27 protein-coding genes are annotated in these 23,972 nt (G+C 69.7%); 18 read left to right on the top strand and 9 right to left on the bottom strand.

The window, feature by feature from the left end:
- Positions 1 to 191: 191 nt before the first annotated feature.
- Entirely contained in the window at positions 192 to 857 is a 666-nt protein-coding gene (locus GA0115234_RS07610) for a DUF4232 domain-containing protein (RefSeq protein ID WP_093540072.1), read from the top strand.
- Positions 858 to 908: 51 nt separating this feature from the next.
- Here GA0115234_RS07610 and GA0115234_RS07605 read toward each other — a convergent pair whose 3' ends face one another.
- Entirely contained in the window at positions 909 to 1,532 is a 624-nt protein-coding gene (locus GA0115234_RS07605; RefSeq protein WP_093540071.1) for a rhomboid family intramembrane serine protease, read from the bottom strand.
- Positions 1,533 to 1,735: 203 nt separating this feature from the next.
- On the opposite strand from GA0115234_RS07605, the gene GA0115234_RS07600 reads away from it, so the two are divergent.
- The gene (locus GA0115234_RS07600; RefSeq protein ID WP_093540070.1) at positions 1,736 to 2,410 is read left to right on the top strand and encodes a UbiX family flavin prenyltransferase; all 675 of its coding nucleotides are present in this window, start codon (positions 1,736 to 1,738) and stop codon (positions 2,408 to 2,410) included.
- A gap of 8 nt (positions 2,411 to 2,418) precedes the next feature.
- On the opposite strand, the gene GA0115234_RS43285 is transcribed toward GA0115234_RS07600, so the two are convergent.
- The gene (locus tag GA0115234_RS43285) at positions 2,419 to 2,553 is read right to left on the bottom strand and encodes a hypothetical protein (RefSeq protein ID WP_256088659.1); all 135 of its coding nucleotides are present in this window, start codon (positions 2,551 to 2,553) and stop codon (positions 2,419 to 2,421) included.
- Between the two features lie 132 nt (positions 2,554 to 2,685).
- Here GA0115234_RS43285 and GA0115234_RS07595 point away from each other — a divergent pair, with 132 nt between their 5' ends.
- The 6 genes from GA0115234_RS07595 to GA0115234_RS07570 all read left to right on the top strand — a co-directional run bounded on the left by GA0115234_RS07595 (position 2,686) and on the right by GA0115234_RS07570 (position 8,085).
- On the top strand, positions 2,686 to 3,141 hold the full coding sequence (locus tag GA0115234_RS07595) for an Lrp/AsnC family transcriptional regulator (RefSeq protein ID WP_093540069.1): 456 nt from the start codon (positions 2,686 to 2,688) through the stop codon (positions 3,139 to 3,141).
- Between the two features lie 97 nt (positions 3,142 to 3,238).
- Positions 3,239 to 4,402 (top strand): aminofutalosine synthase MqnE, encoded by a 1,164-nt coding sequence (mqnE, locus tag GA0115234_RS07590; protein ID WP_093540068.1) that lies wholly within the window; start codon positions 3,239 to 3,241, stop codon positions 4,400 to 4,402.
- A 135-nt stretch (positions 4,403 to 4,537) separates the two neighbouring features.
- Positions 4,538 to 5,065 carry a GNAT family N-acetyltransferase gene (locus tag GA0115234_RS07585; RefSeq protein ID WP_093540067.1) on the top strand — a complete coding sequence of 176 codons (528 nt, stop codon included), beginning with the start codon at positions 4,538 to 4,540 and terminating at the stop codon, positions 5,063 to 5,065.
- A 151-nt stretch (positions 5,066 to 5,216) separates the two neighbouring features.
- On the top strand, positions 5,217 to 5,471 hold the full coding sequence (locus tag GA0115234_RS07580) for a DUF4229 domain-containing protein (protein WP_093540066.1): 255 nt from the start codon (positions 5,217 to 5,219) through the stop codon (positions 5,469 to 5,471).
- A gap of 453 nt (positions 5,472 to 5,924) precedes the next feature.
- Positions 5,925 to 7,268 carry a dicarboxylate/amino acid:cation symporter gene (locus GA0115234_RS07575; RefSeq protein WP_093540065.1) on the top strand — a complete coding sequence of 448 codons (1,344 nt, stop codon included), beginning with the start codon at positions 5,925 to 5,927 and terminating at the stop codon, positions 7,266 to 7,268.
- A 163-nt stretch (positions 7,269 to 7,431) separates the two neighbouring features.
- Positions 7,432 to 8,085 carry a TetR/AcrR family transcriptional regulator gene (locus GA0115234_RS07570; protein WP_093540164.1) on the top strand — a complete coding sequence of 218 codons (654 nt, stop codon included), beginning with the start codon at positions 7,432 to 7,434 and terminating at the stop codon, positions 8,083 to 8,085.
- Here GA0115234_RS07570 and GA0115234_RS07565 read toward each other — a convergent pair.
- Together GA0115234_RS07565 and GA0115234_RS07560 are read right to left on the bottom strand one after the other, a co-directional pair.
- Entirely contained in the window at positions 8,015 to 8,899 is an 885-nt protein-coding gene (locus GA0115234_RS07565) for a MaoC family dehydratase (protein ID WP_093540163.1), read from the bottom strand. The genes GA0115234_RS07570 and GA0115234_RS07565 overlap by 71 nt on opposite strands.
- 2 nt (positions 8,900 to 8,901) lie before the next feature.
- Complete coding sequence (locus tag GA0115234_RS07560) at positions 8,902 to 10,239, bottom strand: 3-oxoacyl-ACP reductase (RefSeq protein WP_093540064.1); 1,338 nt, start codon at positions 10,237 to 10,239, stop codon at positions 8,902 to 8,904.
- A 71-nt stretch (positions 10,240 to 10,310) separates the two neighbouring features.
- On the opposite strand from GA0115234_RS07560, the gene GA0115234_RS07555 reads away from it, so the two are divergent.
- Both GA0115234_RS07555 and GA0115234_RS07550 read left to right on the top strand, forming a co-directional pair.
- Positions 10,311 to 11,579 carry an acetyl-CoA C-acetyltransferase gene (locus GA0115234_RS07555; RefSeq protein ID WP_176729097.1) on the top strand — a complete coding sequence of 423 codons (1,269 nt, stop codon included), beginning with the start codon at positions 10,311 to 10,313 and terminating at the stop codon, positions 11,577 to 11,579.
- A 95-nt stretch (positions 11,580 to 11,674) separates the two neighbouring features.
- On the top strand, positions 11,675 to 13,600 hold the full coding sequence (locus GA0115234_RS07550; RefSeq protein ID WP_093540062.1) for an AMP-dependent synthetase/ligase: 1,926 nt from the start codon (positions 11,675 to 11,677) through the stop codon (positions 13,598 to 13,600).
- 135 nt (positions 13,601 to 13,735) lie between these two features.
- Here the strand turns inward: GA0115234_RS07550 and GA0115234_RS07545 are convergent, their stop codons facing one another.
- Positions 13,736 to 14,239, bottom strand: a complete 504-nt coding sequence (locus GA0115234_RS07545; protein WP_093540061.1) for a hypothetical protein — start codon at positions 14,237 to 14,239, stop codon at positions 13,736 to 13,738.
- Positions 14,240 to 14,421: 182 nt separating this feature from the next.
- Between GA0115234_RS07545 and GA0115234_RS07540 the strand changes: the two genes are divergently transcribed.
- From GA0115234_RS07540 to GA0115234_RS07530, 3 genes are all read left to right on the top strand, one after another.
- Positions 14,422 to 15,381: a phosphotransferase family protein gene (locus tag GA0115234_RS07540; RefSeq protein ID WP_093540060.1), complete on the top strand. Its 960-nt coding sequence runs from the start codon at positions 14,422 to 14,424 to the stop codon at positions 15,379 to 15,381.
- A 497-nt stretch (positions 15,382 to 15,878) separates the two neighbouring features.
- On the top strand, positions 15,879 to 16,748 hold the full coding sequence (locus GA0115234_RS07535; protein WP_093540059.1) for an isocitrate lyase/PEP mutase family protein: 870 nt from the start codon (positions 15,879 to 15,881) through the stop codon (positions 16,746 to 16,748).
- 136 nt (positions 16,749 to 16,884) lie between these two features.
- Positions 16,885 to 17,325 (top strand): hypothetical protein, encoded by a 441-nt coding sequence (locus tag GA0115234_RS07530; RefSeq protein WP_237541123.1) that lies wholly within the window; start codon positions 16,885 to 16,887, stop codon positions 17,323 to 17,325.
- Positions 17,326 to 17,516: 191 nt separating this feature from the next.
- On the opposite strand, the gene GA0115234_RS07520 is transcribed toward GA0115234_RS07530, so the two are convergent.
- Complete coding sequence (locus GA0115234_RS07520; RefSeq protein ID WP_093540058.1) at positions 17,517 to 17,936, bottom strand: arsenate-mycothiol transferase ArsC; 420 nt, start codon at positions 17,934 to 17,936, stop codon at positions 17,517 to 17,519.
- The gene (locus GA0115234_RS42770; protein ID WP_218107175.1) at positions 17,929 to 19,392 is read right to left on the bottom strand and encodes an ASCH domain-containing protein; all 1,464 of its coding nucleotides are present in this window, start codon (positions 19,390 to 19,392) and stop codon (positions 17,929 to 17,931) included. The genes GA0115234_RS07520 and GA0115234_RS42770 overlap by 8 nt, the downstream gene beginning before the upstream one ends.
- A gap of 67 nt (positions 19,393 to 19,459) precedes the next feature.
- On the opposite strand from GA0115234_RS42770, the gene GA0115234_RS07510 reads away from it, so the two are divergent.
- From GA0115234_RS07510 to GA0115234_RS07500, 3 genes are read left to right on the top strand one after another with little or no spacing between them, the layout of a single operon-like run.
- The gene (locus tag GA0115234_RS07510) at positions 19,460 to 19,897 is read left to right on the top strand and encodes a hypothetical protein (protein ID WP_141718407.1); all 438 of its coding nucleotides are present in this window, start codon (positions 19,460 to 19,462) and stop codon (positions 19,895 to 19,897) included.
- Positions 19,851 to 20,351: a DUF6879 family protein gene (locus GA0115234_RS07505; RefSeq protein WP_093540056.1), complete on the top strand. Its 501-nt coding sequence runs from the start codon at positions 19,851 to 19,853 to the stop codon at positions 20,349 to 20,351. Before GA0115234_RS07510 ends, GA0115234_RS07505 begins: the two co-directional genes overlap by 47 nt.
- A 4-nt stretch (positions 20,352 to 20,355) precedes the next feature.
- On the top strand, positions 20,356 to 21,207 hold the full coding sequence (locus GA0115234_RS07500) for a helix-turn-helix domain-containing protein (protein WP_161275580.1): 852 nt from the start codon (positions 20,356 to 20,358) through the stop codon (positions 21,205 to 21,207).
- A 244-nt stretch (positions 21,208 to 21,451) separates the two neighbouring features.
- Here GA0115234_RS07500 and GA0115234_RS07495 read toward each other — a convergent pair whose 3' ends face one another.
- Positions 21,452 to 22,027 carry a hypothetical protein gene (locus tag GA0115234_RS07495; protein ID WP_093540054.1) on the bottom strand — a complete coding sequence of 192 codons (576 nt, stop codon included), beginning with the start codon at positions 22,025 to 22,027 and terminating at the stop codon, positions 21,452 to 21,454.
- Positions 22,024 to 22,440, bottom strand: a complete 417-nt coding sequence (locus GA0115234_RS07490; RefSeq protein ID WP_093540053.1) for an ATP-binding protein — start codon at positions 22,438 to 22,440, stop codon at positions 22,024 to 22,026. Before GA0115234_RS07490 ends, GA0115234_RS07495 begins: the two co-directional genes overlap by 4 nt.
- 193 nt (positions 22,441 to 22,633) lie before the next feature.
- Here GA0115234_RS07490 and GA0115234_RS07485 point away from each other — a divergent pair, with 193 nt between their 5' ends.
- Together GA0115234_RS07485 and GA0115234_RS07480 are read left to right on the top strand one after the other, a co-directional pair.
- The gene (locus GA0115234_RS07485; protein WP_093540162.1) at positions 22,634 to 23,488 is read left to right on the top strand and encodes a helix-turn-helix domain-containing protein; all 855 of its coding nucleotides are present in this window, start codon (positions 22,634 to 22,636) and stop codon (positions 23,486 to 23,488) included.
- On the top strand, positions 23,485 to 23,703 hold the full coding sequence (locus GA0115234_RS07480) for a DUF397 domain-containing protein (protein WP_093540052.1): 219 nt from the start codon (positions 23,485 to 23,487) through the stop codon (positions 23,701 to 23,703). The genes GA0115234_RS07485 and GA0115234_RS07480 overlap by 4 nt, the downstream gene beginning before the upstream one ends.
- Positions 23,704 to 23,972: the final 269 nt, after the last annotated feature.

Here is a 23,972-nt window from a genome sequence, read left to right as displayed (position 1 = left end):
GCGGGTGCGGGCGCGGGCGGGGCACGCCCGGTGGGGTGCGCGGTGTGGTGACTGTACGTGTAACAGGGGTGTATTAGCGGGGGGTTGGGCGGAACGGCTCGGCGGGCCGGGCGGCTCTTGGTGATCAGAAACGCTCGCTCGTACCGAGTCGGAACGAGCGGCCGCCCCCCACCGACACTGAGGAAGAAACGATGCGCGTACAGAAGCTCACCTTCGCCGCCCTGGCCGTTGTCGCCGGTCTCTCGCTCACGGCCTGCCAGAACGGTGAGGACGACCTGGGACAGGTCGCCCCGTCGTCCGCGTCCTCGGCGTCGTCCGCGAGCGGTGGTTCGGGCTCGGGCGGTTCGGCGGCCCAGGACGGTGGGAAGGACTCCGCCGGGCAGGGGACCGGTGGGCAGGGCACATCCGCCGGGAACGGCTCCGAGGCGAACAGCAAGGTCGGCAAGTGCCGCACCGACGACCTGGACATCACCGCGACGGACAGCACCATCGGCGGCGACACCGAGGGGACCGTCGCGGTGGAGTTCAAGAACGGCGGCCCGGACTGCGTGCTCTCCGGGTACGCGGGCATCGACCTGAAGACCAACGCGGGGTCGCTGTCCGCGGAGCGCACCGGGGAGAAGGCCACCCCGATGACCCTCAAGAACGGGAAGTCGGTGTACTTCGGCATCACCTACCCGCTCAACACCTCGGGCGGCTCCGGCGTCCGCGTCACGGGCCTCGTGGTGACCCCGCCGGACGAGACGAAGTCGTTCTCCCTCGAATGGCCGGGCGCCGCCACGCTGCCCGCCACGGACGGCTCCGGCTCCCAGGTGAAGGTCGGCCCGATGGGGAGCGCCGGTCAGGGCGAGGGCTGACCCGGACATCGGGCGAGGGCCGACCCGGGCACCACGGGATCCGTCCGCGCCCTACGGTATGAGCGGCCGGGCGGATGCCGGCGTGCCCCGGCGGCGGAAGACGAACGCCGCCGCCACGCCCGCCGCCAGCCCGAACAGATGCCCCTGCCAGCTGACCGAGGTGTTGGCGGGGGAGATCCCCACCAGGATCGACGAGCCCCATATCGCGCCGATCACCAGACCGGCGCCGATGTCGAGCAGTCTGCGGTCGACGAAACCCCGGACCAGCAGATAGCCGAAGAGGCCGAAGACCAGTCCGGACGCGCCCGCCGTGTTGGAACCGCTCGGCGAGACCAGCCAGACGCCGAGCCCGTCGACCACGATGATCATCGCGGCCACGGCGGCGAATCTGCGGACGCCGCTCAGCGCGGCCAGGAAGCCGAAGACCAGCAGCGGCAGGCTGTTGGCGGCGACATGGCCGAAGCCGAAGTGGATGAAGGACGCGGGCACCACGTCCAGCAGCTCGGCGGCCCGGCGGGGCTCTATTCCGAACGTGTCCAGCGCATGGCCGGTCGAGGCGTCGACGATTTCGAGCAGCCAGAGGAACGCCACCCAGACCAGCATCACCTTGGCCGCGGTCCTCGCGCGGCCGCCCGCGTCCCACGCCGGTGCGGATTGATGTGAAGATACGGCCATCGTGCCCCCCTGCGGTCCCCTGCCGTTCCCTGTCGGCCCTTGCCGTCTTCTGTCGGGGCCCATCGCCGTTCCCTGCCGGGCCCCTTGTCGTCCCTGCCGTTCCCGGCTGTTCCTGTTCCCACCCCTGGAACGCCCGAGGCACCTCATTCGGTTCCGGTCCCGAACCGCCGGATAGGCTCAGGAGTGTGGATTCCGGGACTTCAGTGAGTCAGCAACGGCGGCAGCCTTGGATCGTCGGGGTTTCAGGCGCTTCGGGCACCCCATTCGCGGCCGCCGTGCTGCGCGGTCTGCTGGCCGCGGGGGAGAGCGTCGATCTGGTGGTGAGCCGGGCCTCGCGGCTGACGCTGCTGGACGAGACCGGGATCGCCTTCCGCGACGCGCACTGGCAGGAGGACCTGCGCAGCTGGCTGGCGCGCGGGGCGGACGGGAAGCCGCACACCTTCGACGTGGACGTGGCGGGCGTACGGCACTGGGCGGCCGGTGATCTCGCGGCGGGCCCGTCCTCGGGTTCGTACCCGGCGAAGGGGATGCTGATCGTCCCGGCCTCGACGGCCTGTGTGGCGGGGGTGGCGCTCGGGCTCTCGAAGGATCTGCTCCAGCGGGCCGCGAGCGTGACGCTCAAGGAGCGGCGGAAGCTGGTCGTCGCCGTGCGGGAGACCCCGCTCAACGGGCAGACGCTGAAACATCTGGTGAGCCTGGACGAGGCGGGAGCCGTGGTGCTGCCCGCCTCTCCGGCGTTCTACGCGGGGGCGACGCACATCCAGGATCTGGTGGACTTCGTCGCCGGGCGGGTGCTGGACGCGGCGGGCGTGCCGCACGACCTGTACCGCCGGTGGGAGGGAGAGCTCGGTGGCGGCTCCCGCGACTCCCGTGGTTGAGACCGTGGTCAGCGCTTCTTCATGGTGCGCGGCTTGCGGGTCCGGTCGACCCGGTGCGCTGCGGCGGGCTGGTGGGCACGCGAGCGGTTGGCCAGGTCCTGCAGCTCGCGCATCCGGGCGTAGGCCATCTCGATCGAGTACACGGTGTTCTCACTCCTGAAGATTCGAAAGCATTTTTTGGATGTTCGGAAAGATTTGCAGGCGATGAAGCCTGCATGCCTTAGATTCTACACGTAGACTCGCGATACTGCTGAACAATGGAAGGTTTCAGTCATATGGACGCGGTGGACAGGCAGCTCATCCAGGCCCTCAGGGAGAACGGCAGGGCCTCGTACGCCGAGCTGGGACGGCTCGTCGGGCTCTCCGGGCCCAGCGTCACCGACCGCATCAACCGGCTGGAAACCGCCGGTGTCATCACCGGCTACCGCGCCACCGTCGACGCCGCGTCCCTGGGGCTCGGGGTCACGGCCCTGATCGGCATCTCGCTCTCCGACGCGGCCGACCACGAGGACGTGGCGCGCCGGCTGAAGGACCTCGCGGAGATCGAGGACGCCTGGTTCATCGCGGGCGACGACTCGTACATGCTCAAGGTGCGCGTCGGTGACGTGGACGGCCTGGAGAAGACCATCCGCCGGCTCAGTGGCACACGGGGCGTCTCGCGCACCCGTACCACGATCGTGCTCTCCACCAAGTGGGAGAACCGGGTCGGGGAACTTCCCGAGGAGTCGTAGGCGTAACGTGGTGGAGCCCCCGGGGGACCGGGGGTTCGCCCCGGTATCACCTGTCACCGGGAAACGCACAGCACGTCGACAACTGGGAGGCAGCCGCATGGACGTCGGGCTCAAGCGCGAGCTGGAGGAGAAGGTCCGCGCAGGGGAGCGGCTGACCCGTGAGGACGGCATCGCCCTCTACGAGTCGGACGACCTGGCCTGGCTCGGTGGCCTCGCCCACGAGGTGCGCACGCGCAAGAACGGCGACGTCGTGCACTTCAACGTCAACCGGCACCTCAACATGACCAATGTGTGCACCGCGTCGTGCGCCTACTGCTCGTTCCAGCGCAAGCCGGGCGAGAAGGACGCGTACACCATGCGCATCGAGGAGGCCGTCCGCCTCGCGAAGGCGATGGAGGGCGAGAACCTCACCGAGCTGCACATCGTCAACGGGCTGCACCCCACGCTGCCGTGGCGCTACTACCCGCGCTCCCTGAGCGCGCTCAAGGAAGCGCTGCCGCAGGTCTCCCTGAAGGCGTTCACCGCCACCGAGATCCACCACTTCGAGACCATCTCCGGACTCTCGGCCTCCGAGATCCTGGACGAGCTGATCGAGGCCGGTCTGGAGTCGCTGACCGGCGGCGGCGCGGAGATCTTCGACTGGGAGGTCCGCCAGCACATCGTGGACCACGCCACCCACTGGGAGGACTGGTCGCGGATCCACCGCCTGGCGCACGAGAAGGGGCTCAAGACCCCGGCGACCATGCTGTACGGGCACATCGAGGAGCCCCGGCACCGCGTCGACCACGTACTGCGGCTGCGTGAGCTCCAGGACGAGACCGGCGGCTTCCAGGTCTTCATCCCGCTGCGCTACCAGCACGACTTCGTGGACATGAAGGACGGCAAGGTCCGCAACAAGCTCCAGGCGCGGACGACGATGGCGACCGGCGCCGAGGCGCTGAAGACCTTCGCGGTCTCGCGGCTGCTCTTCGACAACGTCCCGCACGTCAAGGTCTTCTGGGTGATGCACGGTGTGCAGACCGCCCAGCTCGCGCTCCAGCACGGTGCGGACGACATGGACGGCTCGGTCGTCGAGTACAAGATCACGCACGACGCGGACAACTACGGCACGCCGAACAAGCTCGGCCGCGAGGACCTGCTGGACCTGATCCGCGACGCGGGCTTCCGGCCCGTCGAGCGCAACACGCGCTACGAGATCATCCGCGAGTACCCGGGCCCGGACGCCGGCCGGCGCGAGTCGCCGCAGCCGATGCGCGTCTGACCCGCTGCCCCACTGCCCCGCTTAGCCGCGCGTCCTCAGTGGTTCGGTTCCATGGGAGCCCCGGCCTTCGGCCGGGGCTTTCTCGCGTGCTGGACAGGTTTGGGGCCCGAGGGTGGTAATGGTTAATCTGCATCTATGGCACTTACATTTGAGCTGGATCCCTCGTTCGACCGCACGCTGCGGGACGGCATCGCCGAGCTGTGGACCGAGGTCTCCAACGCGGGCGGCGCGGTCGGCTTCGTACCGCCCGTCACGGCCGACGACATCCGGCCCGAGCTGGTCAGGCACCTGGTCGCCATGGCCGAGGGGCGCACCCGCCTGCTGATCGGTCGCGACGAGGACGGCGCCGTCGCGGCCACGGCCTTCCTCGCCCTCAACGGCCACCGGCTGATGGCCCACTGGCTCTGGCTGTACACGGTGATGGTCCACCCCCGCCACCAGGGCAAGGGGTACGGGCGGGACCTGATGGACGCGGCGGCGCGGGCCGCCCGGGGGATCGAGGGGATCGAGGCCGTCCGGCTCACCTGCCGGGGCGGCACCGGCGTCGACCGGTTCTACGCCTCGTGCGGATACAAGGAGGTCGGGCGGGTGCCCGACGCGATCCGGGTGGCCGACGGGGACGACCGCGACGACATCGTCATGCTGCTGCCGCTCGGCCGCTGAGCAGCGCGCACCCCCGTTGGCGGAGCCCTCCGAACTGATCGATTCCGGGGCATGCTTCACTGGTCGGGCAGGAACGTAGGACCGTCATACGCCGAGAGAGAGGCCAACTGTGTCCGCTGCCAAGCCGAGCGCGACGATTCGGTACACCGCGATGCGCCTCAGTATCTTCGTCGGCTGCTTCGCCGTCGCGGCCGTGGCCGTCCATTTCGGCCTGCTGCCCTCCGGGACGAACGGCTCCAATCTCGTCTGGGTGATTCTGCTCGCCCTGGTCCTGTCCGCGCCGCTCAGCTATGTGCTGCTGCGCAAGCAGCGCGACGAGATGTCCGTCCAGATCGTGTCCACGGTCGACCGCGCCAAGGGGCGCCTGGAGGCCAACCGGACCCGCGAGGACCACGTCACCCCGTGACGACGGCGGCGACGACGGCGTGAGAGCCGCGTAAGGACTGCGTAAGCTTCCTCACACCCGCACCCTTTTCATTCAGAACCCCAGCACCGGAGCGTCCACTCCTGTACTGGGGTTTTGTCGTTCCGGCGGGAGTCGGGCGGGGTCCGGGGCGGTCCGGAACGCGGGTGCGGGCCTTCCGTGGGCCCGGCCAGGTCAAAGAAGACCTTTGAGGTTCTCAAAGTTCAAGTGTTAACGTGTTCGACATGAAGACAGCAGTGCGCCATCGATTCGCCGCGAGCGTCCCGCTCGTGGAGCGCCTGCACGTCGATCTCTGCCGCTGTATGTCCGCGGTCTGTTGCCGCAACGTCTGAACGGCATCATGCAGCGGCGCCGCCCCTGACGCGGGCGCCGCACCCCCCGTCCCCCGCACAGTCGTCCCCGTGCGCCCCGATGCGCCACATCTGGAGTGTGTCCGTGTCCGCGAACCCCGCGTCCACCGCTGCCGGCAGCCCGTCCGGCTCCGGTTTCCGTATACCCAAGGTCCCGTTCTGGGCCCAGATAGTCGCCGGTCTCGTCCTCGGTGTCGTCCTCGGCTGGCTCACGCGTACCTACGACATCGGCTGGCTCTACACCACGCTCGACAAGGTCGGCCACATCTTCGTCCAGCTGCTGAAGCTGGCCGTCGCGCCCCTCGTCTTCTTCGCGATCCTGGTGTCGATCACCAACCTGCGCAAGGTCAACAACGCCGCCCGGCTGGCCACCCGCACCCTGCTCTGGTTCATGATCACCTCGCTGATCGCGGTCGCCATCGGCCTCGCGATCGGCCTGATCACCAACCCGGGCTCCGGCACCGGCCTCACGCCGAAGGACGGCAAGCTGCCGGAGCACGCGGGCTCCTGGCTCGACTTCCTGACCGGCATCATCCCGGACAACGTGATCACGCCGTTCACCGAGCTGAACGTCCTCCAGATCGTCTTCATGGCCGCCGTCGCCGGTATCGCCGCTCTCCAGCTCGGCGAGAAGGCCCAGCCGATCCTCACCCTCAGCGAGTCCGTCCTGGAGCTTCTCCAGAAGGCCCTGTGGTGGGTCATCCGCCTCGCCCCCCTCGGCACCGTCGGCCTCATCGGCTACGCGATCGCCGACTACGGCTGGGACCTGATCGGCAAGTACGCGACGTTCACCGCCGACGTCTACATCGGCTGCGCCCTGGTGCTGTTCGGGGTGTACCCGCTGCTGCTCGCCACCGTCGCCAAGCTCAGCCCGGTGCAGTTCTTCAAGGGCGCCTGGCCGGCCATCCAGCTGGCCTTCGTCTCCCGCTCCTCGGTCGGCACCATGCCGGTCACCCAGAAGGTCACCGAGCGCCTCGGCGTCCCGAAGGAGTACGCCTCCTTCTCGGTCCCGTTCGGCGCCACCACCAAGATGGACGGCTGCGCCGCGATCTACCCGGCGCTGGCGGCGATCTTCATCGCGCAGATCTTCGATGTGCAGCTCGGCGTCGGTGACTACGTCCTGATCGCGTTCGTCTCGGTGATCGGCTCGGCGGCCACCGCCGGTCTCACCGGCGCGACGGTCATGCTGACCCTCACGCTCTCGACGCTGGGCCTCCCGCTGGAGGGCGTCGGCCTGCTCATGGCCATCGACCCGATCCTGGACATGATGAGGACGGCCACGAACGTGGCCGGGCAGGCGCTGGTCCCGGTGATCGTCGCGGCCCGCGAGAAGATCCTCGACCACGACGCGTACAACTCGGCCACCTCCTCCCCGGTCGACGACGAGGTGCGCGACGCCGAGCCCGAGCGGGTGCCGGTCGCCGCGTAACCGCTCACGCACGACACACGCCGGCGCCCCCGGTCCGCCTTCACGGCAGGACCGGGGGCGCCGTCGCGTACGGCGGGGCGGAACCCCGCGCCGTACCCTTACCGGGGGAGTGGCACACCGGGGGCGGGAGGAAGTCGACGTGGGTGCGGTGAAGAGCAGACGGATGCCGCGGGCCGTGCGCGAGCAGCAGATGATGGACGCCGCCGTACAGACCTTCGGGCAGCGCGGGTACCGGGCCGCGTCGATGGATGAGATCGCCGAGCTGGCGGGGGTGTCCAAGCCGCTCGTCTATCTCTATCTGAACTCCAAGGAGGAGCTCTTCACCGCCTGTATCCGGCGCGAGGCGAAAGCGCTGGTCGACGCGGTGCGGGCGGGGGCGGAGCCGGGGCTTCCGGCCGATCGGCAACTGTGGTCCGGGCTGCGGGCGTTCTTCACGCACACCGCGGAGCATCCGGACGGCTGGGCGGTACTGCACCGCCAGGCGCGTACGCACGGGGAGCCGTTCGCCGACGAGGTGACGGCGATGCGGGACGAGATCGTCGCTTTCGTGACGGAGCTGATCGGGGCCGCGGCCCGCGAGGCGCACCACGATCCGGCGCTGCCCGACCGCGATGTGGCGGGGCTCGCGCAGGCGCTCGTGGGGGCCGCGGAGTCGCTCGCCGGGTGGGCGAACGAGACCCCGGGCGTCTCGGCGAAGGAGGCCGCGGCCACCCTGATGAACTTCTCCTGGGCGGGTCTGGAGAACCTCATGAACGGCCGTCCCTGGCAGTCGCCGGATCCGTCCGCGGGCCGGGTGCGCGGCGGGTCCGCCCGGTGAGGTGGACGCGGCCGGTGCCGCGCAGCTGGAAGCCGGTGGCGTCCGCCGCGTAGATGACCGTGGCAGGCAGCAGGACGGGGGCCCTGAAGTCGGCCCGTACCCAGCTGATCTCGTCGGGGCGCGGTGCCTCGGCCAGGCAGCGGGCGACGGTCCACATGCCGTGGGCGATGGGCCGGGGGAAGCCGAAGAGCCGGGCGGTGAGCGGATACAGGTGGATGGGGTTCCGGTCGCCCGAGGCGGCGCCGTAGCGCCGCCCCAGGTCCCCGGGGAGCCGCCACTCGGCGACGGCGGGGAGCTCCGGTAGTGGGGTGGTGTCCCCCGGGGCGGGGCCGGTGCGCGTCGCGTGCCGGGAGAGATAGCCGCTGCGGGACTCCCAGACCGGCTCGCCCGCCAGCCGCGCCTCGGTGACCACCGTGACCTCGGTGCCGCGCCGGTGCGGTGTCAACTCCTGTGCGTAGACCGTGAGTTCGAGCGGGTCGGCGGGGTGCAGGGCCCGGTGCCGGGTGATCTCGATCCAGGTGTGGACGAGGCCGACGACCGGCAGCGGGAACTTCCGGGCGGTCATCAGCCGCATGGCGAGCGGGAAGCCCAGCACGTGCGGGTAGGTGAGCGGCAGTGCGTCCGGGTCGGTGGGCGGCAGCGGGCCCGGCTGGGGGAAGCCGCAGATCCGGCGGTACGCGGCGAGCGGGGCAGGCGCGGTCGGCGCGGCCGGGAGCGCGGCCCGGCCGGCGGGCAGGGTGGCGCCGGGGCGGCCGGCCCGCTTGAACGGGGAGGTGACGGCGCCGCGTACGAGGGCCGCGTTCAGGTTCGGCACGGTCACGCCCCCAGCAGGCTCTGGCCGCAGACGCGTACGACCTGGCCGTTGACGGCCGTCGAGGCGGGCTGGGCGAACCAGGCGGTCGTCTCGGCGACGTCGACCGGGAGGCCGCCCTGCCCGAGGGAGTTCATCCGGCGGCCCGCCTCCCGGATGAGGAGGGGGACGGCCGCGGTCATCTTCGTCTCGATGAAGCCGGGGGCCACCGCGTTGACCGTGACGCCGTGGTCGGCGGCGGCGCGCGGGGCCAGCGCGCGGACCAGCCCGATGATGCCCGCCTTGCTCGCCGCGTAGTTCGTCTGGCCGTTGTTGCCCGCGATGCCGGCGATGGACGCGGTGGCGACGATCCGGCCGCCGCGATGGACGGTGCCCGCCGCCAGCAGCGCGTCCGTGGTGCGCAGCACGCTGTCGAGGTTCACATCGAGGACCGAGGCCCAGCGGTCCGCCGGCATGTTGGCGAGACGGCGGTCGCGGGTGATGCCCGCGTTGTGGACGAGGACGTCGAGGCCGTCGGGGACCGCGGCGGCGATCCGCTGCGCCGCGTCGTCGGCGGTGATGTCCAGGGGCAGCGCGGTGGCGCCGAGCGCGTCGGCGGTCCGGGCCAGCTCGTCCCCGGTCTGCGGGACGTCCAGGCAGATCACCCGGGCGCCGTCCCGGGCCAGCACCGAGGCGACGGAGGCGCCGATGCCGCGCGCGGCTCCGGTGACCAGTGCGGTGCGCCCGGCGAGCGGGGCCGCCCAGTCGGCTACGGGGGCGGGCGCGGCGGCGGTCAGCTCGATCACCTGGCCGCTGATGTACGCGGAGCGGGGTGAGAGCAGGAAGCGCAGGGTGGATTCGGCCCCCGCGACGCCTTCCGGGTCGATGCGGAGCAGCTGTACGGTGGCGCCCCTGCCGATCTCCTTGCCCAGGGAGCGCACGAACCCTTCCAACGCCTGCTGGGCGGCGGCCTGGTGGTGGTCGTCGGCCGAGGGCCGCACCCCGAGCACCACGACGCGCCCGCCCGGGGCGAGGGAGCGGACCACGGGGTGCAGTGCCGCGTGGACACCGGCGAGCCCGCCGGGGGTGACGACGGCCGTCGCGTCCAGCACGATCCCGGCGGGGCGTTCGGCGCGTTCGATGCGTTCGACGCGCTCGGTGACGTCGAGGCCGGTGGCCGCGAGGAGTGCGGAGAGCTCCTCGGTGACGGTGGAGTCCCCGGCGGTGAGGTGGAGCAGCGGGCCGTCCAGCGTCGGGGTCCCCGGCGACCAGCGGCGCAGCGGGGCGGGTTGCGGGAGGCCGAGCCGCCGGGTCAGAAAACGGCCGGGTGCTGTGCCGGTGAAGTGCAGATAGCGGTCGGCCATTGTCCAGACTCCCTGCTCGGTCGTAGATTTACTCCAGAGTAAGGTTACTCAAGAGTCAGGAGCTGGTCGAGATGATCCCCCTCGCACTCCCGCAGCCCCGCAGGGTCGCGGTCGTCGGCGGCAGCCGCGTTCCGTTCGCGCGCTCCGACGGCCCGTACGCGCGCGCCTCCAACCAGCAGCTGCTCACGGCCGCCCTGGACGGTCTGGTCGAGCGGTTCGGGCTCCAGGGGGAGCGGGTCGGCGAGTTCGTGGCCGGGGCCGTGCTCAAGCACAGCCGCGATTTCAACCTGGCCCGCGAGACCGTGCTCGGCTCGGCGCTCGACCCGCGCACTCCGGCGTACGACGTCCAGCAGGCCTGCGGCACCGGGCTCCAGGCCGTCGTCGCCGCCGCGAACAAGATCATGCTCGGGGCGATCGACTCGGCGGTCGCGGGCGGTACCGACACCACGAGCGACGCGCCCCTCGGCGTCAACGACGAGCTGCGCAGGCTGCTGCTCGACGCCCGGCGGGCGAAGTCGACGGGCGCCAGGATCAAGGCGCTCGCCGGCGTACGCCCCCGGCACCTCGTCCCGGACATCCCGCGCAACGCGGAGCCCCGCACCGGTCTCTCGATGGGCGAGCACGCGGCGGTCACCGCCCGCCGGTGGGGCATCACCCGCGAGGACCAGGACCTGCTCGCGGCCACCAGCCACCAGCGCCTCGCGGCGGCGTACGAGCGCGGCTTCCTGGACGACCTCGTCGTCCCGTTCCGGGGCCTGGCCCGCGACCAGAACCTCCGCCCCGGCTCCACGGTGCAGAAACTCGCCACGCTGAAGCCGGTGTTCGGCACCGACCACCCCGACGCGACGATGACCGCGGGCAACTCCACCCCGCTCACCGACGGCGCCGCGACCGTCCTGCTGGCGAGCGAGGAGTGGGCCCGCGCGCACGACCTGGAGCCGCTCGCCTACCTCTCCCTCTACGAGACGGCGGCCGTGGACTACGTGAACGGCGACGACGGGCTCCTGATGGCGCCCGCGTACGCCGTACCGCGCATGCTGGAGCGCGCCGGGCTCACCATCGAGGACTTCGACCTGTTCGAGATCCACGAGGCCTTCGCCTCCCAGGTGCTGGCCACCCTCGCGGCCTGGGAGAAGCAGGGCCTCGCGCCCGTGGACCGGGACAAGCTCAACGTCGCGGGCTCCTCGCTCGCCACCGGCCATCCGTTCGCCGCGACGGGCGCCCGGATCGTCGCCACGCTCGCGAAACTCCTGGCGGAGCGCGACGCGCCGTCCCGGGGGCTGATCTCGATCTGCGCGGCGGGCGGCCAGGGCGTCACGGCCGTCCTCGAACGTCCCTGACTTCCCGGGCGCGTCGGACGTCTCCGACACCCCTGACGACCCGGCCGCCGGACGGAACCGGCGAGATCACCCGACCCCATGTTGAGGAGCCGCACGTGTCCACGCCACCCACCGCCCCCGGTTCCACCACCCCGGCCCCCACCGCCCCCGTCCTCGTCGAGCCGACCAAGGTCAGGGCCGCGGACGGCTCGGTGCGCCAGGTCTCCGTACCGCCCGCCGCGCCGCCCGTCCGCCGGGGCTCGCTCGCCGAGATCCCGTTCGACAACGCCCGCGAGGCGCCCGCCGACGCCGCGTTCAGCCGCAAGCGGCCGGACGGCGGCTGGCAGGACGTGACGGCGGCGGAGTTCGCCGACGAGGTGCTCGCCGTCGCCAAGGGGCTCGTCGCGGAGGGCCTCGGCGCCGGGGACCGGATCGCGATCATGGCCCGGACCACCTACGAGTGGACCCTGCTCGACTTCGCGGCCTGGGCCGCCGGCCTCGTCACCGTACCCATCTACCCGACCTCCTCCGCCTTCCAGACCCGCTGGATACTCCAGGACTCCGGCGCCGTCGCGTGCGCCGTCGAGACCGCGGAGCAGAGCCGGCTGATCAGCCAGGAACGCAAGCAGCTCGGCGACCTCGCCCATCTGTGGCAGTTCGACACGGGCGCGCTCGGGCGGCTGAAGACCCTCGGCCGGGACGTCCCCGACGACACCGTCGCCGCCCGCCGCGCCACACTGGAACCGGAGACCCCCGCCACCCTCATCTACACCTCCGGCACCACCGGCCGCCCCAAGGGCTGTGTCCTCAGCCACGGCAACTTCTTCGCCGAGGTCGACAACGCGATCGAGCTCCTGCACCCGGTCTTCAAGTCGGTCAGCAAGTACCCCGCGTCCACCCTGCTCTTCCTCCCGCTCTCCCATGTCTTCGGGCGGATGGTCGCGATCGGCTGTCTGCGCGCCCGGGTCCGCCTCGGCCACGCCCCGTCGATCCGGACGGATGACCTGCTCGCCGACCTCGCCGGGTTCCGGCCGTCGTTCCTGCTGGCCATCCCGTACGTGCTGGAGAAGGTGTACAACACCGGCCGCGCCACCGCCGAGAAGATGGGCCGCGCCTCGTCGTTCGACCGCGCCGCGCGGATCGCCCAGCGGTACGGGGAGGCCGTGGAGGCCGCCGAGCACGGCACCGGCCCCGGCCCGGGGATGGGCCTGCGGGCGGCCCGTGCCCTGTACGACCCGCTGGTCTACCGCCGCATCCGGGCCGCGCTCGGCGGACACGTCCGGTACGCGATCTGCGGCGGCTCCCCGCTGGGCCACCGGCTCGCGGCGTTCTACGCGGGCGCGGGCATCGAGATCTTCGAGGGATACGGCCTCACCGAGACCACCGCCGCCGCCACCGTCACCCCGCCGCTCAAGCCGCGCCTGGGCACCGTCGGCTGGCCGCTGCCCGGCACCGCCGTACGGATCGCGGACGACGGCGAGGTGCTGCTCGGCGGCAGGCAGGTGTTCCAGGGCTACTGGGACGCCGGACAGGGCCGGGCCGTACCCGCGCAGGAGGGCGGCTGGTTCGCCACCGGAGACCTGGGCGCGCTCGACGCGGACGGCTATCTCACGATCACCGGCCGCAAGAAGGACATCATCATCACCTCCGGCGGCAAGAACGTCACCCCGGCGCCCCTGGAGGACTGGCTGCGCGCCCACCCCCTGGTCGGCCAGTGCATGGTGGTCGGCGACAACCGCCCCTTCGTCACCGCCCTGATCACTCTGGAGCCGGACGGGCTCGCCCACTGGCGGCAGATGAAGAAGAAGCAGCACGTGCCGATCCGGGAACTCGTCGACGACGAGGAGCTGCGCACGGCGCTGCGACGTGCCGTCGACGAGGCCAACCGGCTGGTCTCCCGCGCGGAGTCGATCCGCGAATTCGCCGTGCTGCCGGTGGACTTCACGGAGGAGAGCGGCCGGCTGACGCCCTCGCTGAAGCTGAAGCGGGATGTCATCGCACGGGACTTCGCGGAGGAGATCGAGGCGCTGTACCGGAAGTGAGAGGGGCCGCTCCGCACAAGGCGCGGGGCGCCCAGGTCGGTTCCGGACGCCGGCCGCCGCGGCTGGTGGCCGACGACCTGCCCGGACACGGTGTGCGCGGGCACATGGCCCGCCACACGCTGCCCCTTGCTGTTCCTACGCCTTGCCGTTGTAGTGCGTGATGTCCCAGTGGCTGCCCTCATTCGCGTAGACGTTCCCCGCCGGGGACTTGTACAGGGCAGCCCCGTCACTGCGCTTGCCCGCCTTGGCGAACTTGCGTGTGATGTAGGTGTTGACGCACGAGACCTTGGTGGAGATGTCGGTCTTGTAGCCGTTGCGGTGGCTGTACGTGCCGGAGCTGTGCCCCGCCTCCGTGCCGCCGGTGATGACCACCTTGCAGCCGCTGGCCTTCTTGAACGCGATGACGCCTTCGACGGACGCCTTGTTGATCCGCGTGAACGACGTACACGTGCGCTTGTTCCAGTTGGAGCAGCCGCCGCTGGACGTCCATGTCACCCCTGCCTTCCTGAGTACGGCGGCGGCGTCCTCGTGCTTCGCGTACTTCGCCGGTGCGGCGGCCTGTGCGGTGCCGGTCACCAACAGGGCCGATGCGGCGGCGACGACGAGTGTGCGGGCGGCCAGCAGACCGATGCGGGTCATGAAGTGCTCCTTGTCTTTCGGATTCTCTTTTGCGTGACCGGCAAGGTGCCTGATCACACCGAGGCTTCCGAGCACGGCAATCCTGCCCGGCGAAGGCGTACTTCTCGGGTCACCCATCGAGTGAAAACGCATTCCCGATATGGACGCCGGGCGATCATGAGTGCGGTGCGTAGGCTCCCCGCATGGACGAAAACGCGGACGACGGATCCGGCTGGGCGGCGACCCGGGCGTGGGTCGAGAAGCACCTCGCGCCGGGCGAGCGGATCACGGGCTCGGAGCGGCTGCGCGGTGGCTGGAGCTCGCGGATGCGGCGGCTGGACATCTCCGGTCCGCAGGGCGGGCGTTCGCTCGTGCTGAGGTCCTTCGTCAAGCCCTTCTACGTACGGCATGCGCCGGGGCTGCTCACCCGGGAGGCGGACATCCTGGGGCTGCTGGACGGCACCGGCGTTCCGGCGGCCCGGTGCGTGGCCGTCGACGCCGGGGGTGAACACTGCGACCACCCCTCGCTGTTGATGACGCTGCTGCCCGGCCGGGTGGAGGTCGGTGACGCCGGGGCGCAGGAGCGAATCCGCCTGCTGGCGGAGCAGTTGGCCGACATCCATCGGGTACGGGTGACCGACGCGACCCGGCCGCGCGACTACGAGGCGTGGACCGCGCCGGACCGGGTGCGGGTGCCCGAGGGCACCGGCCGGCCGCTGCTGTGGCGGCGGGCGGTGGACGTGCTCCGTCGCGAACCTCCCGCGTACGCCCCGCGGTTCCTGCACCGCGACTTCCATCCGGGCAATGTGCTCTTCACCGGCGAAGGGGCGGGCCTCCGGATCGGCGGAGTCGTCGACTGGGTCGAGACCTCCTGGGGCCCGGCCGACCTGGACGTCGCCCACTGCTCGACGGCGCTGGCGCTGCTGCACGGCGTCCCGGCCGGGATGGGATTCGCCGGACGGTACGAGGAGGCGGGCGGGCGGTTGGCCACGGGTGCGGACCACCTGTACTGGCGGCTGCTGGACGCGCTCGGCTACGCCCCGGACGCGGAGAAGCTGGCGGTTCCGTGGCGAGAGCTGGGCCGGACCGATCTGACGCCCGGGGTGCTCGCGGAGCGCCTGGAAACCTATGTGGAAAGCCTTCTCGAACAGTTCGACCGGTAGAGCTGCCGTCGACGGCTCCCGGAGCGGCGGGAACGTTACTGCTGAATCCGTCCGGTCGAACACCGGACGGCGCCCCTCGCCGCTGCCGCTCCGGCGGTCCCGTGAAACGTCAACATGGTGCATACACAAGGTATTCGGCGCTTTCCCGAGTTGTTGTTTCGGATGATCCGAAAGGAAACACCCGCCGGATTCTTCGCGCCTCCGGCAGGCCCCCGGCGCACACCCGCAAAGACTCGCACGCAAGGTAAAAAGCGGCGCGCCCCTAGGTAAAGACACGGTCACGTCTGTATAGATGTACGCGTCTTCGCAAGAGGGCAGTTTTACGTCCCGTGCGGCAGGAACGCCGCCGCCTCTTTCGCGGGCGAGTGCTGTGCGTGGTGTTCCCGTATCCGTGCCCTCGGTGGCTCCGGGGCCGGGCACCGACGAGCACGCAGAGCCCGGGACGACATCGCTCGACACCCGTTCACCCGTTCATCCATTGGTCAAGGAGAGACGCTGTGCGCTACGGAACTGCACTGAGAGAAGAAGTCCGATCTCCGGGGACGACCCCGCTCATCGGTATTTACGACATGTACTCGGCCTCCGTCGTGGCCCGCCACTACGACGGATTCTTCGTGTCCGGATTCGGCTTCGCCGCCTCCCACTACGGGCTCCCCGACATCGGCTTCATCGCGTGGCCGGACATGGTGGCCTTCGTGGAGCGGCTGCGGCTGGCCTTCCCCTCCCACCACCTGCTGGTCGACATCGACGACGGCTATGTCGACCCCGAGGTCGCCTGCCACGTGGTGCAGCGGCTGGAGCGGATCGGCGCCTCCGGCATCATCCTGGAGGACCAGAAGCGCCCCCGCAGGTGCGGTCACGCGGACGGCAAGCAGGTGCTGCCGCTGGAGGAGTACCTGGAGAAGCTCAACCTGGTGCTGGAGAGCAGGCGGGACCTGGTGGTCGTCGCCCGCACGGACGCCACGGAGGAGTCCGACATCCTGCGCCGGGCCCAGGCGCTGGCCGAGACGGACGCCGATGTCGTCCTGGTCGACGGGGTGCGCAGCGTCGAGTGGATCAAGCGCATCCGGAGGGTGGTCGGTGACAAGCCGCTGCTCTTCAACCAGATCGCGGGCGGCAAGTCGCCCCGGCTCTCGCTCTCCGAACTGGCCGATCTGGAGTGCCAGGTGGCCATCTACAGCACCCCCTGCCTCTTCGCCGCGCACGCGGCGATCGACAGCGCGCTGACGGATCTCAGGCAGTCCGACGGGCGGCTCCCCGAGTTCGTCCCGGCCGAGGGGATCGGGGTGCAGCGTTCGACGGAGCTGCTGGAGAAGAACATCAGCAGGCATCACCCGGCCCCCGAGCCCGTGGCCGTGACCGTCTGACGCGGACTGCGCGCCGGGAGCGGGGGAGCGCCCGGCCGCATCCGCTCCGCCCGAACGCCGGGGCCCCGTGGCGCACCCCCACGCCCCACGGGGCCCCGGCACCACGTGAACCACAGCGAGAGAAGGACACGGACCCATGGCACGAACCGTCCAGTCCAGGGCACGGGCCGCCCTGGTGATCGCCCTCGGCGCCCTCTGTCAGGGCCAGTTGGCCACCGGCACCGCCTGGGCCGACGCCCCGGACGGTGGCATGGAGACCCACCACGGGCCCTCCCTGATCACCATCGACAACTCCAACGCCGACTCCTGGCTGGAGGTGGACCGCACGCTCAACGTGCTGGGCCCCTTCAGCAAGGGCACGGCGGGCAGCGACCACGACGGCGGCGGCGGCGCGATCGACCAGAACGTCTCGTCCTCCCAGGCCGTGGGCGTCCAGGCGGCCCCCGACGAACAGGCCGACGAGGACGACGAGGACAACCTGCCCCCGGCCCCCGCGCCCCCGGAGTCCGCGGCGACCGGCGGCGACGACCCGGAGGGCGACGCGGATCACGACACGGGTGCCCTGTCGGCCTCCTGATTCCGCGCCAGGGCGAACTCCGCCGTGCCCGGTCTCCATCCGGTGTGGTCTCGGAGCTGAGGTGAACCAGCCCGGGTGCCAGCAGGACACCAGTGACCTTTGAGGGCTCGTAGCGCGGACCGCCTTTACGGGGAACAGCGGACCGCTTTTCCACGAGGAACAATGGACGGCCGGGCTGCTCGTGATGGCGTTCAGGCCGTATGGGGCATCCCGATGACTTCCTGGATCTCCAGGACGGTTCTGGCGAAGACCTCCTGGCCGCCTCCCCAGGGGTCGGTGATGCCCTCGCCGAGGACGGAGACCGGTCGGCCCGGACCGGCCAGTGCTTCGACGGCCAGGGCGGTTTCGCCGTCCACTGCCATCAGGTCGTCAGCCCAGGAGAGAAGGTCCTCGTCCAGGAGCCGGCCCCGGTGCTCGGTGAGGTCGTAGCCGAAGGCGGCGGCGGCCTCCACCGCCAGGGGATGGGCGGGCTTGCCGACATGCCAGTCGCGGGTGCCGGCCGAGCGCACCTCCAGTGTCCCCCCGGATCGCTCGGCGATGACCACGGCCGCGATCGGGGACCGGCAGTGGTTGCCCTTGCAGACCACCAGCACCCGCCGGGGCCTATTCATCGGCGTCCACCCGCTCGATCTCGAACGTGAGGACACCGAGGGCTTCCTTGTGAGGCGGGAAGATCGCCTGAACCGCCCGCAACTGTTCGGCCGCGGTGGCGTTCGGGTTGACTGCCTTCACGTCCTCGGTGCCGAGCATCTCCTTGAACGTCCGGTACCGGCCGACGCGCTTGACTCGGGTCAGGCACTCTTCACCGCGACAGGTGAAGTTGAGCAGGTCTCCGGCCTTGATCCGTTTCATCGAGTCGTAGGCCACCCGGACTTCGACGGTCTTGGAACCATCGGCGATCAGGTCGAAGTACTGCTTGTAGATCTGGATGCTGCGGGGACGGCCATGTGCCTGGGACTGGTTCCTGGCAGGTCGGCGGCTGGTCATCAGAGTTTCCAATGCGGTCGTGGTGTAGGACCGGTAGAAGTGCCTCGGATCGCTGAGCATCAGCTCCCCGACACCGGTGAGCGCTTCCACGTAGTCCGCTTGCGTGCCGGGCCACACCGCCGGATTCAGCAGCCACTCGGCGGTGCTGCCTCCCGACGGGTCTCCGGCGTCGGCAGTCGCGTTCAGGAGACTCTTGGAGAGTTTCCCGCCGTCGCTGCCGAGGATCTGAGGGGTGAAGATCCGAAGCGGCACCGGGGCGGCAGATGGGCCGATGGCCGCGTGTGCGCCGTCCACCAACTGGCAGCCGAACGTCCAGTCGCCGCCCTTCACCATGACGTGCAACGTGCCGTCCGCAGGGCGGCAGGACCGTTCCTTGACGACATTGCGGCACAGAGTCGCCAAATCCAGGTAGCCGCCGCCCAAGGGCGTCACGTCCGTCTCGTACCAGCCGTGCGTGTGGCACCTTGCCTCGAACAGGGCGCCCGAGCCGTCCAGCTCCAGCAGCCGCGTGTGATCGGCGTGCTTCTCCGCCCATCCGCACACCGGGCACGGCAGCCGGATGTGAGCGATTCCCCTGGCCGGGGCCAGCCAGAACCGGATTTCGTCCAAGTGCTCCAGCGTCCGCAGGAACTCAGCCCGGAACTCTGGACCGGCCTGCTGCTCGGTGTAGGTGCCGACCCGGTATTCCACGCCGGTGCGGCGGGTCATTGCCTTCAGGAGTGGGGAGTAGTGCTCGGCGACGAGGGCGCGGATGCCATGGGCGCCGCGTTGGTGGTGGTAGGACAGCTGATACTTTCGGCCGTCCCGGGTGATCGTCTCGGCGGGGGCGTTGTCCAGCGCGACGAAGTCGACGACCGTCTCGATCCCGAACTCGTCCCTGGCCCGCTCGGCAACCAGGAACGACAGGGACTGCACCAAGTGCGTCCCGATATGGGGGCGCCCGTTGAGCTGCGTCCCCACGGTGAAATCGATTCGTTCCGCTCCGGTCTCAAGGAGACGCGGGCGAAGCACGTCCAGAGCATCGTCAACAGCGTTGGCCAGTACGGTGTTGGGTGACCTGAGAAGGTCGACGGCGTTCAATTCGTACCTCCGCTCTGCTCACGAACCGCCGTGAGGACGGCCGGGGCGTGGGATGGACCGTATGAGCATGGGCCGATGGGACTCAACGAAGTTGCTCATAGTTGCTGGGAGTTCGCCCGGAGGAAGACTTCGCGCTGCTGGGCTCTTGACCTCGGGGTGGTCGCAGGGCGAGGGTCGGTGGGCGGCGTTGGCCCGAACATGGGGGAGAGAAATGCGGCAACACGGCTACATTGACGACGATGTGACCGCTACGTTTTTCTGCACGGACCCCGAATCGCAAGGCGGAATCGAGTGCGAGACGTTCTACGAGACCGACCGTGATTCGTGGATCGTGCAGCTCAAGAAGCGTGGGCCGAGGGTTCGGGATCAGCTCGTCGCGCTGGCCGACGACGAGACGTTCGGGGAGATGTCCGGGCGGACCATGGATGTGTTCGTGCGGAAGTACGTCAGGGAGCGCTATGGAATTGATCTCGGCATCACGCCGAATCGAGCTGCTGTTCGGTGACCCTGCCCAAGAAATCCGAAAGCTTGAGCTTCGCGACTTCTATGAGGTAGACCGTTCACTGTTCGAAGCATGGCGTTCGGGCGACCGTGAGACGGTCGAGGAGACAATGTGCGGGCATCGTGAGTTCCTGACGAGGAAGGCCGCTTCCGGATTTCCTTACCGGCGTGTGAGGGTTGTCTCCGAACCGCTCTCGGACTACCAGCGGATGGCGGTCGAGCTGGCTGACCCCGCGGAGAGTCTTCGGTGGCTTCCCCGCCCTCTCGCATCGGTGCTGCCCTTGCCGGGTAACGACTGCCTGATCCGTGATGACCTGGTGGTGTTCAACCTCATCGGGGGAGACAACCAACAGACGGACATTCAGCTCTCGACCGATCCGTACGTGGTCGGATTCTGCAATGAAGCATTCGAGCGGGCATGGTCGCTCGGTGTCCCCAACGGTGAGTACAAGCCCTAGAGACATGTCGGACCAAGAACCCTCCGAGTCCACGAGACACGCTTTCGGCATCCAGCTCAAGGAATTACGCCGGGACAACAACATTTCGGCCGTCGAACTCGCGCGGCGCTGCGGGTGGCACAAGACCAAGGTGTCGAAGATCGAGCACGGGACACAGGTCCCGACCGAGGACGACATCCGAAGGTGGGCAACGGCTTGCGCCGCCGAAGGGAAGATTCCCGAACTTGTCGCGGTGCGTCGCGAGATCGAGTTGATGTGGACCGACTACAAACGGTGGCACCGACCAGGGATGAAACGCCTCCAGTTGCAAGCCATGGACCTGTATGCAAGGACCAGGGTTCTCCGCGTCTACGAGTCGCTGTTCATTCCCGGTTTTCTACAGACGGTCGAGTACACGAAGGCACAGTTCACCATCCATGCCAGGCTTCACGACCTGCCATTGGACGATGTCGAGGAAGCGGCGCGGAACCGCATGGCTCGGAAAAGGTTTCTCGGCACCGGGGCACCGATCTTCTCGTTCCTCCTGGAAGCCTCGGCGCTGACCAACAACACGGGCGGCGCCGAGGTGATGAACGGGCAGCTCGACCACCTCCTGGACGTGTCGCGGCTTCCGTATGTGTCGATCGGGATCATCCCGGACGGCCGGGCGCGTTCGCTCTACCCCGGTGAGGGCTTCTACCTGTTCGATGAGAGCTTGCTCAAGCAGGAGTTCTGGTCAGGGGCGTTCCAGACGTCCAGGCCCGAGAACATTGCGTACTTTGTCCGCGTATTCGCGGCTCTGCGGGACCAGGCCGTATATGGCGCTGCGGCCCGGGGCGAGATCGACGCGGCCCGCAGCCGCCTTCAAGGTGCCTGACGAGCACCGCCTGATCGACGCCGGACTTCGTCGGTGCTGCTGGCCGCCTGCGCCCGAGCATGGCGAGACTCCCTCTCGACAGCCGAGGGGGAGTCCGACCGCACAGGTAGGGCAGCCAGGGGGCGGAAGGCGACAGGCCGGCCGTCTGCCTCGCGGCGGCGTCGGGCCTCCTGCGCGGCGACCGGCGGCGACGACCCGGAGGGCGACGCGGATCACGACACGGGCGCCCTGTCGGCCTCCTGATTCAGAACCGCAGGGCCGCGACCAGCCGACGCGCCGCAGCCTCGTCGATGGAGCCGAGCGCCAGCACCGGTTCCACGTCCGGCCCCGCTTCCGCTTCCTCTACGTGGACATCGAGCACGTCCCCACCGGTGGCGGCGGTGAAGGCGAGCCGCAGTCGCTCGCCGACCCGGTCCGCGTCCAGCGGGGCGGCGGCCAGGGTGTCCGGGCCCGGCGGAGGGGCGCCGAGCAGCCGGGCCAGGAGTTCGGCGGTGGCCGGTGAGGCGCTGCCGAGCGCGATGCGGCCGTCCCGGACCTGGATTCCCGGCAGGTCGAGGCGGTAGGCGTCGACGATGTCGCGTAAGGCGCGCGCGGCCTTGAGCGTGCGTTTCGTGCCCGTCCGGACGAGCCGGGCCAACTGGCTCGCCTCGCCGGGGGACAGCGGTCCCAACTCGACCTGACCGGGCTGTGGTTCGGCGCAGTGCCTCGCGAGTGGGACGCGGATGCCCGCCTCGCGCAGCGCGGAGCCGAGTTCGGCCGCCGCGTGCCGGGAGGACGGCCGGTGATCGAGGGCGTGCGCGGGGGAGTCGTGGTGTCTCATGCGACGCTCCTCCGGCGTGAGCTGCACAGGTCCGCCCAGACGTCCTTGCCGTACGGGGCGGGCTCGGAGCCCCAGCTGGCGGCCAGCCCGCCGATGAGCGCGAGCCCCCGCCCGCTCTCGGCCATCCAGTCCGGGACGCGAGGCGTGGGCGGCGTCGGGCTGGAGTCGCCGACGGTGATGCGTACACCGTCGGTGCGGCGCCGGAGCGTGAGGGTGCAGCGCGGCGAGGGCGTGTGACGGCCGACGTTGGTCAGCAGTTCGTGGGCGCAGAGCGCGGCGGCGTCCGTCAACTCCCGGAAGTCCCACAGGTCCACCAGGCAGGCGACGATGCGGCGCATCTGGGCGAGTGACTGGGGGTGTACGTACAACTCGTGCCGGTAGTGCGGGGGTTCTGTCTCCATCGTGGCGTTCATGGCTCCTCCTGGGTGATGTGAGGGCGTGCCAATCGATCAATGCACAGTGGCGGACCGACTGCTCTCGGTCATGCGGAGGATGGTGCCGCGAGAGTCATCTCTTAGGCAACTATTCCATAAGTGATTCATGCGTACGGGTGCAACTTGCCGGTGGCAGTTGTGCACCGTTGAAGGGCGTGACCATCATGTGGCCATGGCTCAGAGCGACATGCCCACCATGCGTAGCCGCCGACTCGGCGGCGAACTTCGTCGATTTCGTCTGGAAGCCGGTCTCAAGGTGCAGGATGCTTCCGACGCCTTGGAGTGCGGGCAGCCCAAGATCAGTCAGATCGAGAACGGCAAGCGAGGTATCCGCCCGCTGGACCTGACCACTCTGCTCAATCTGTACGGAGTCGAGGACGAGCGGCAGCGGGCGAATCTGAAGCGCCTGGCGAAGGAGATCCACAAGGTCGACTGGTGGAGCGGGCACGGCCCACTCCTTCACGACGAGCTGAAGGACTATCTGACGTTGGAGGCGGACTCGCGGGCGGTCCGTACGTTCGAGCCGATGCTCGTGCCGGGGCTGTTGCAGACCGAGGCGTACATGCGGCACTTGTTCGGGGCTGCATTCCCCGAGGACCAGATCGAGCCGCTGGTCCAGACGCGCATGAAGCGCAAGGAACTCCTCGACAACACTGCGGGGTTCCGGCTTCGCGCAGTGATCGACGCACCGGCTCTCCACCGGATCGGAGGAGGGGGCGACATCGTCCAGGAACAGTTGCAGCAGCTGCTGAGCGCGGGCACCCGATCGAACATCACCATCCAGGTGCTGCCGCTGAATTCCGTACTGCCCATGGAGCAGTACGTGTCGTTCGCCGCTCTCAGCCTGCTGCCGGAACCCCCGGTCGAAGTGGTGTGGTTGGAGCACATCACCGGTGGTACGTTGCTTGAGCAGCGTGCGGATGTCCAGAGGTATGCGAAGGCGTGGGACGAATTGACCGCCGCCGCGCTCTCCCCGACCGCCTCCCGGCGGTACATTCGCGACCTCATCGAGGAAAGCAGACCATGACCGAAGAAATGGATCTCCCGGCTGCCGAACTGGAGGCCGCGCTCTGGCACACGAGCACCTACAGCGGCTCGAACAACAACTGCGTCGAGCACGCTGCTCTGATATCCGGCCGCCAGGCCGTGCGTGACAGCAAGGACCCGGGTCTGGGCGCTCAGGTTTTCGGCCCCGCTTCGTGGCGGGTGTTCGTCGCCGCCGTGTGCGACGGCGTGATCTGAGACGCCGTGCGCCTGGGCGCGATCTGAGACGCTGGGGCACACCGCGTACACGACTTCCCGGACCAGGCTCGATGCCGACCTCCTCCTGTTCCCACCGCTCACGGGACGGGTCCGGGACCGGGGCCTGTGGGCCCGTGTACACGGCCGTTCCGGCCGGCGGGGCGAGCGCCATCCGTTCCGCGTCACGCTGTGTGACCGTACGGCGCGGCCGCGCCGGCATCCAGAGGCGCGTGCCGCGTAAATCCGACATGGTGTAAGTGGGATCTCAC

It is taken from the genome of Streptomyces sp. DvalAA-43 (assembly GCF_900091725.1).
Lineage (GTDB): Bacteria > Actinomycetota > Actinomycetes > Streptomycetales > Streptomycetaceae > Streptomyces > Streptomyces pulveraceus.
This window is presented reverse-complemented; position numbering and strand designations above follow the sequence as displayed.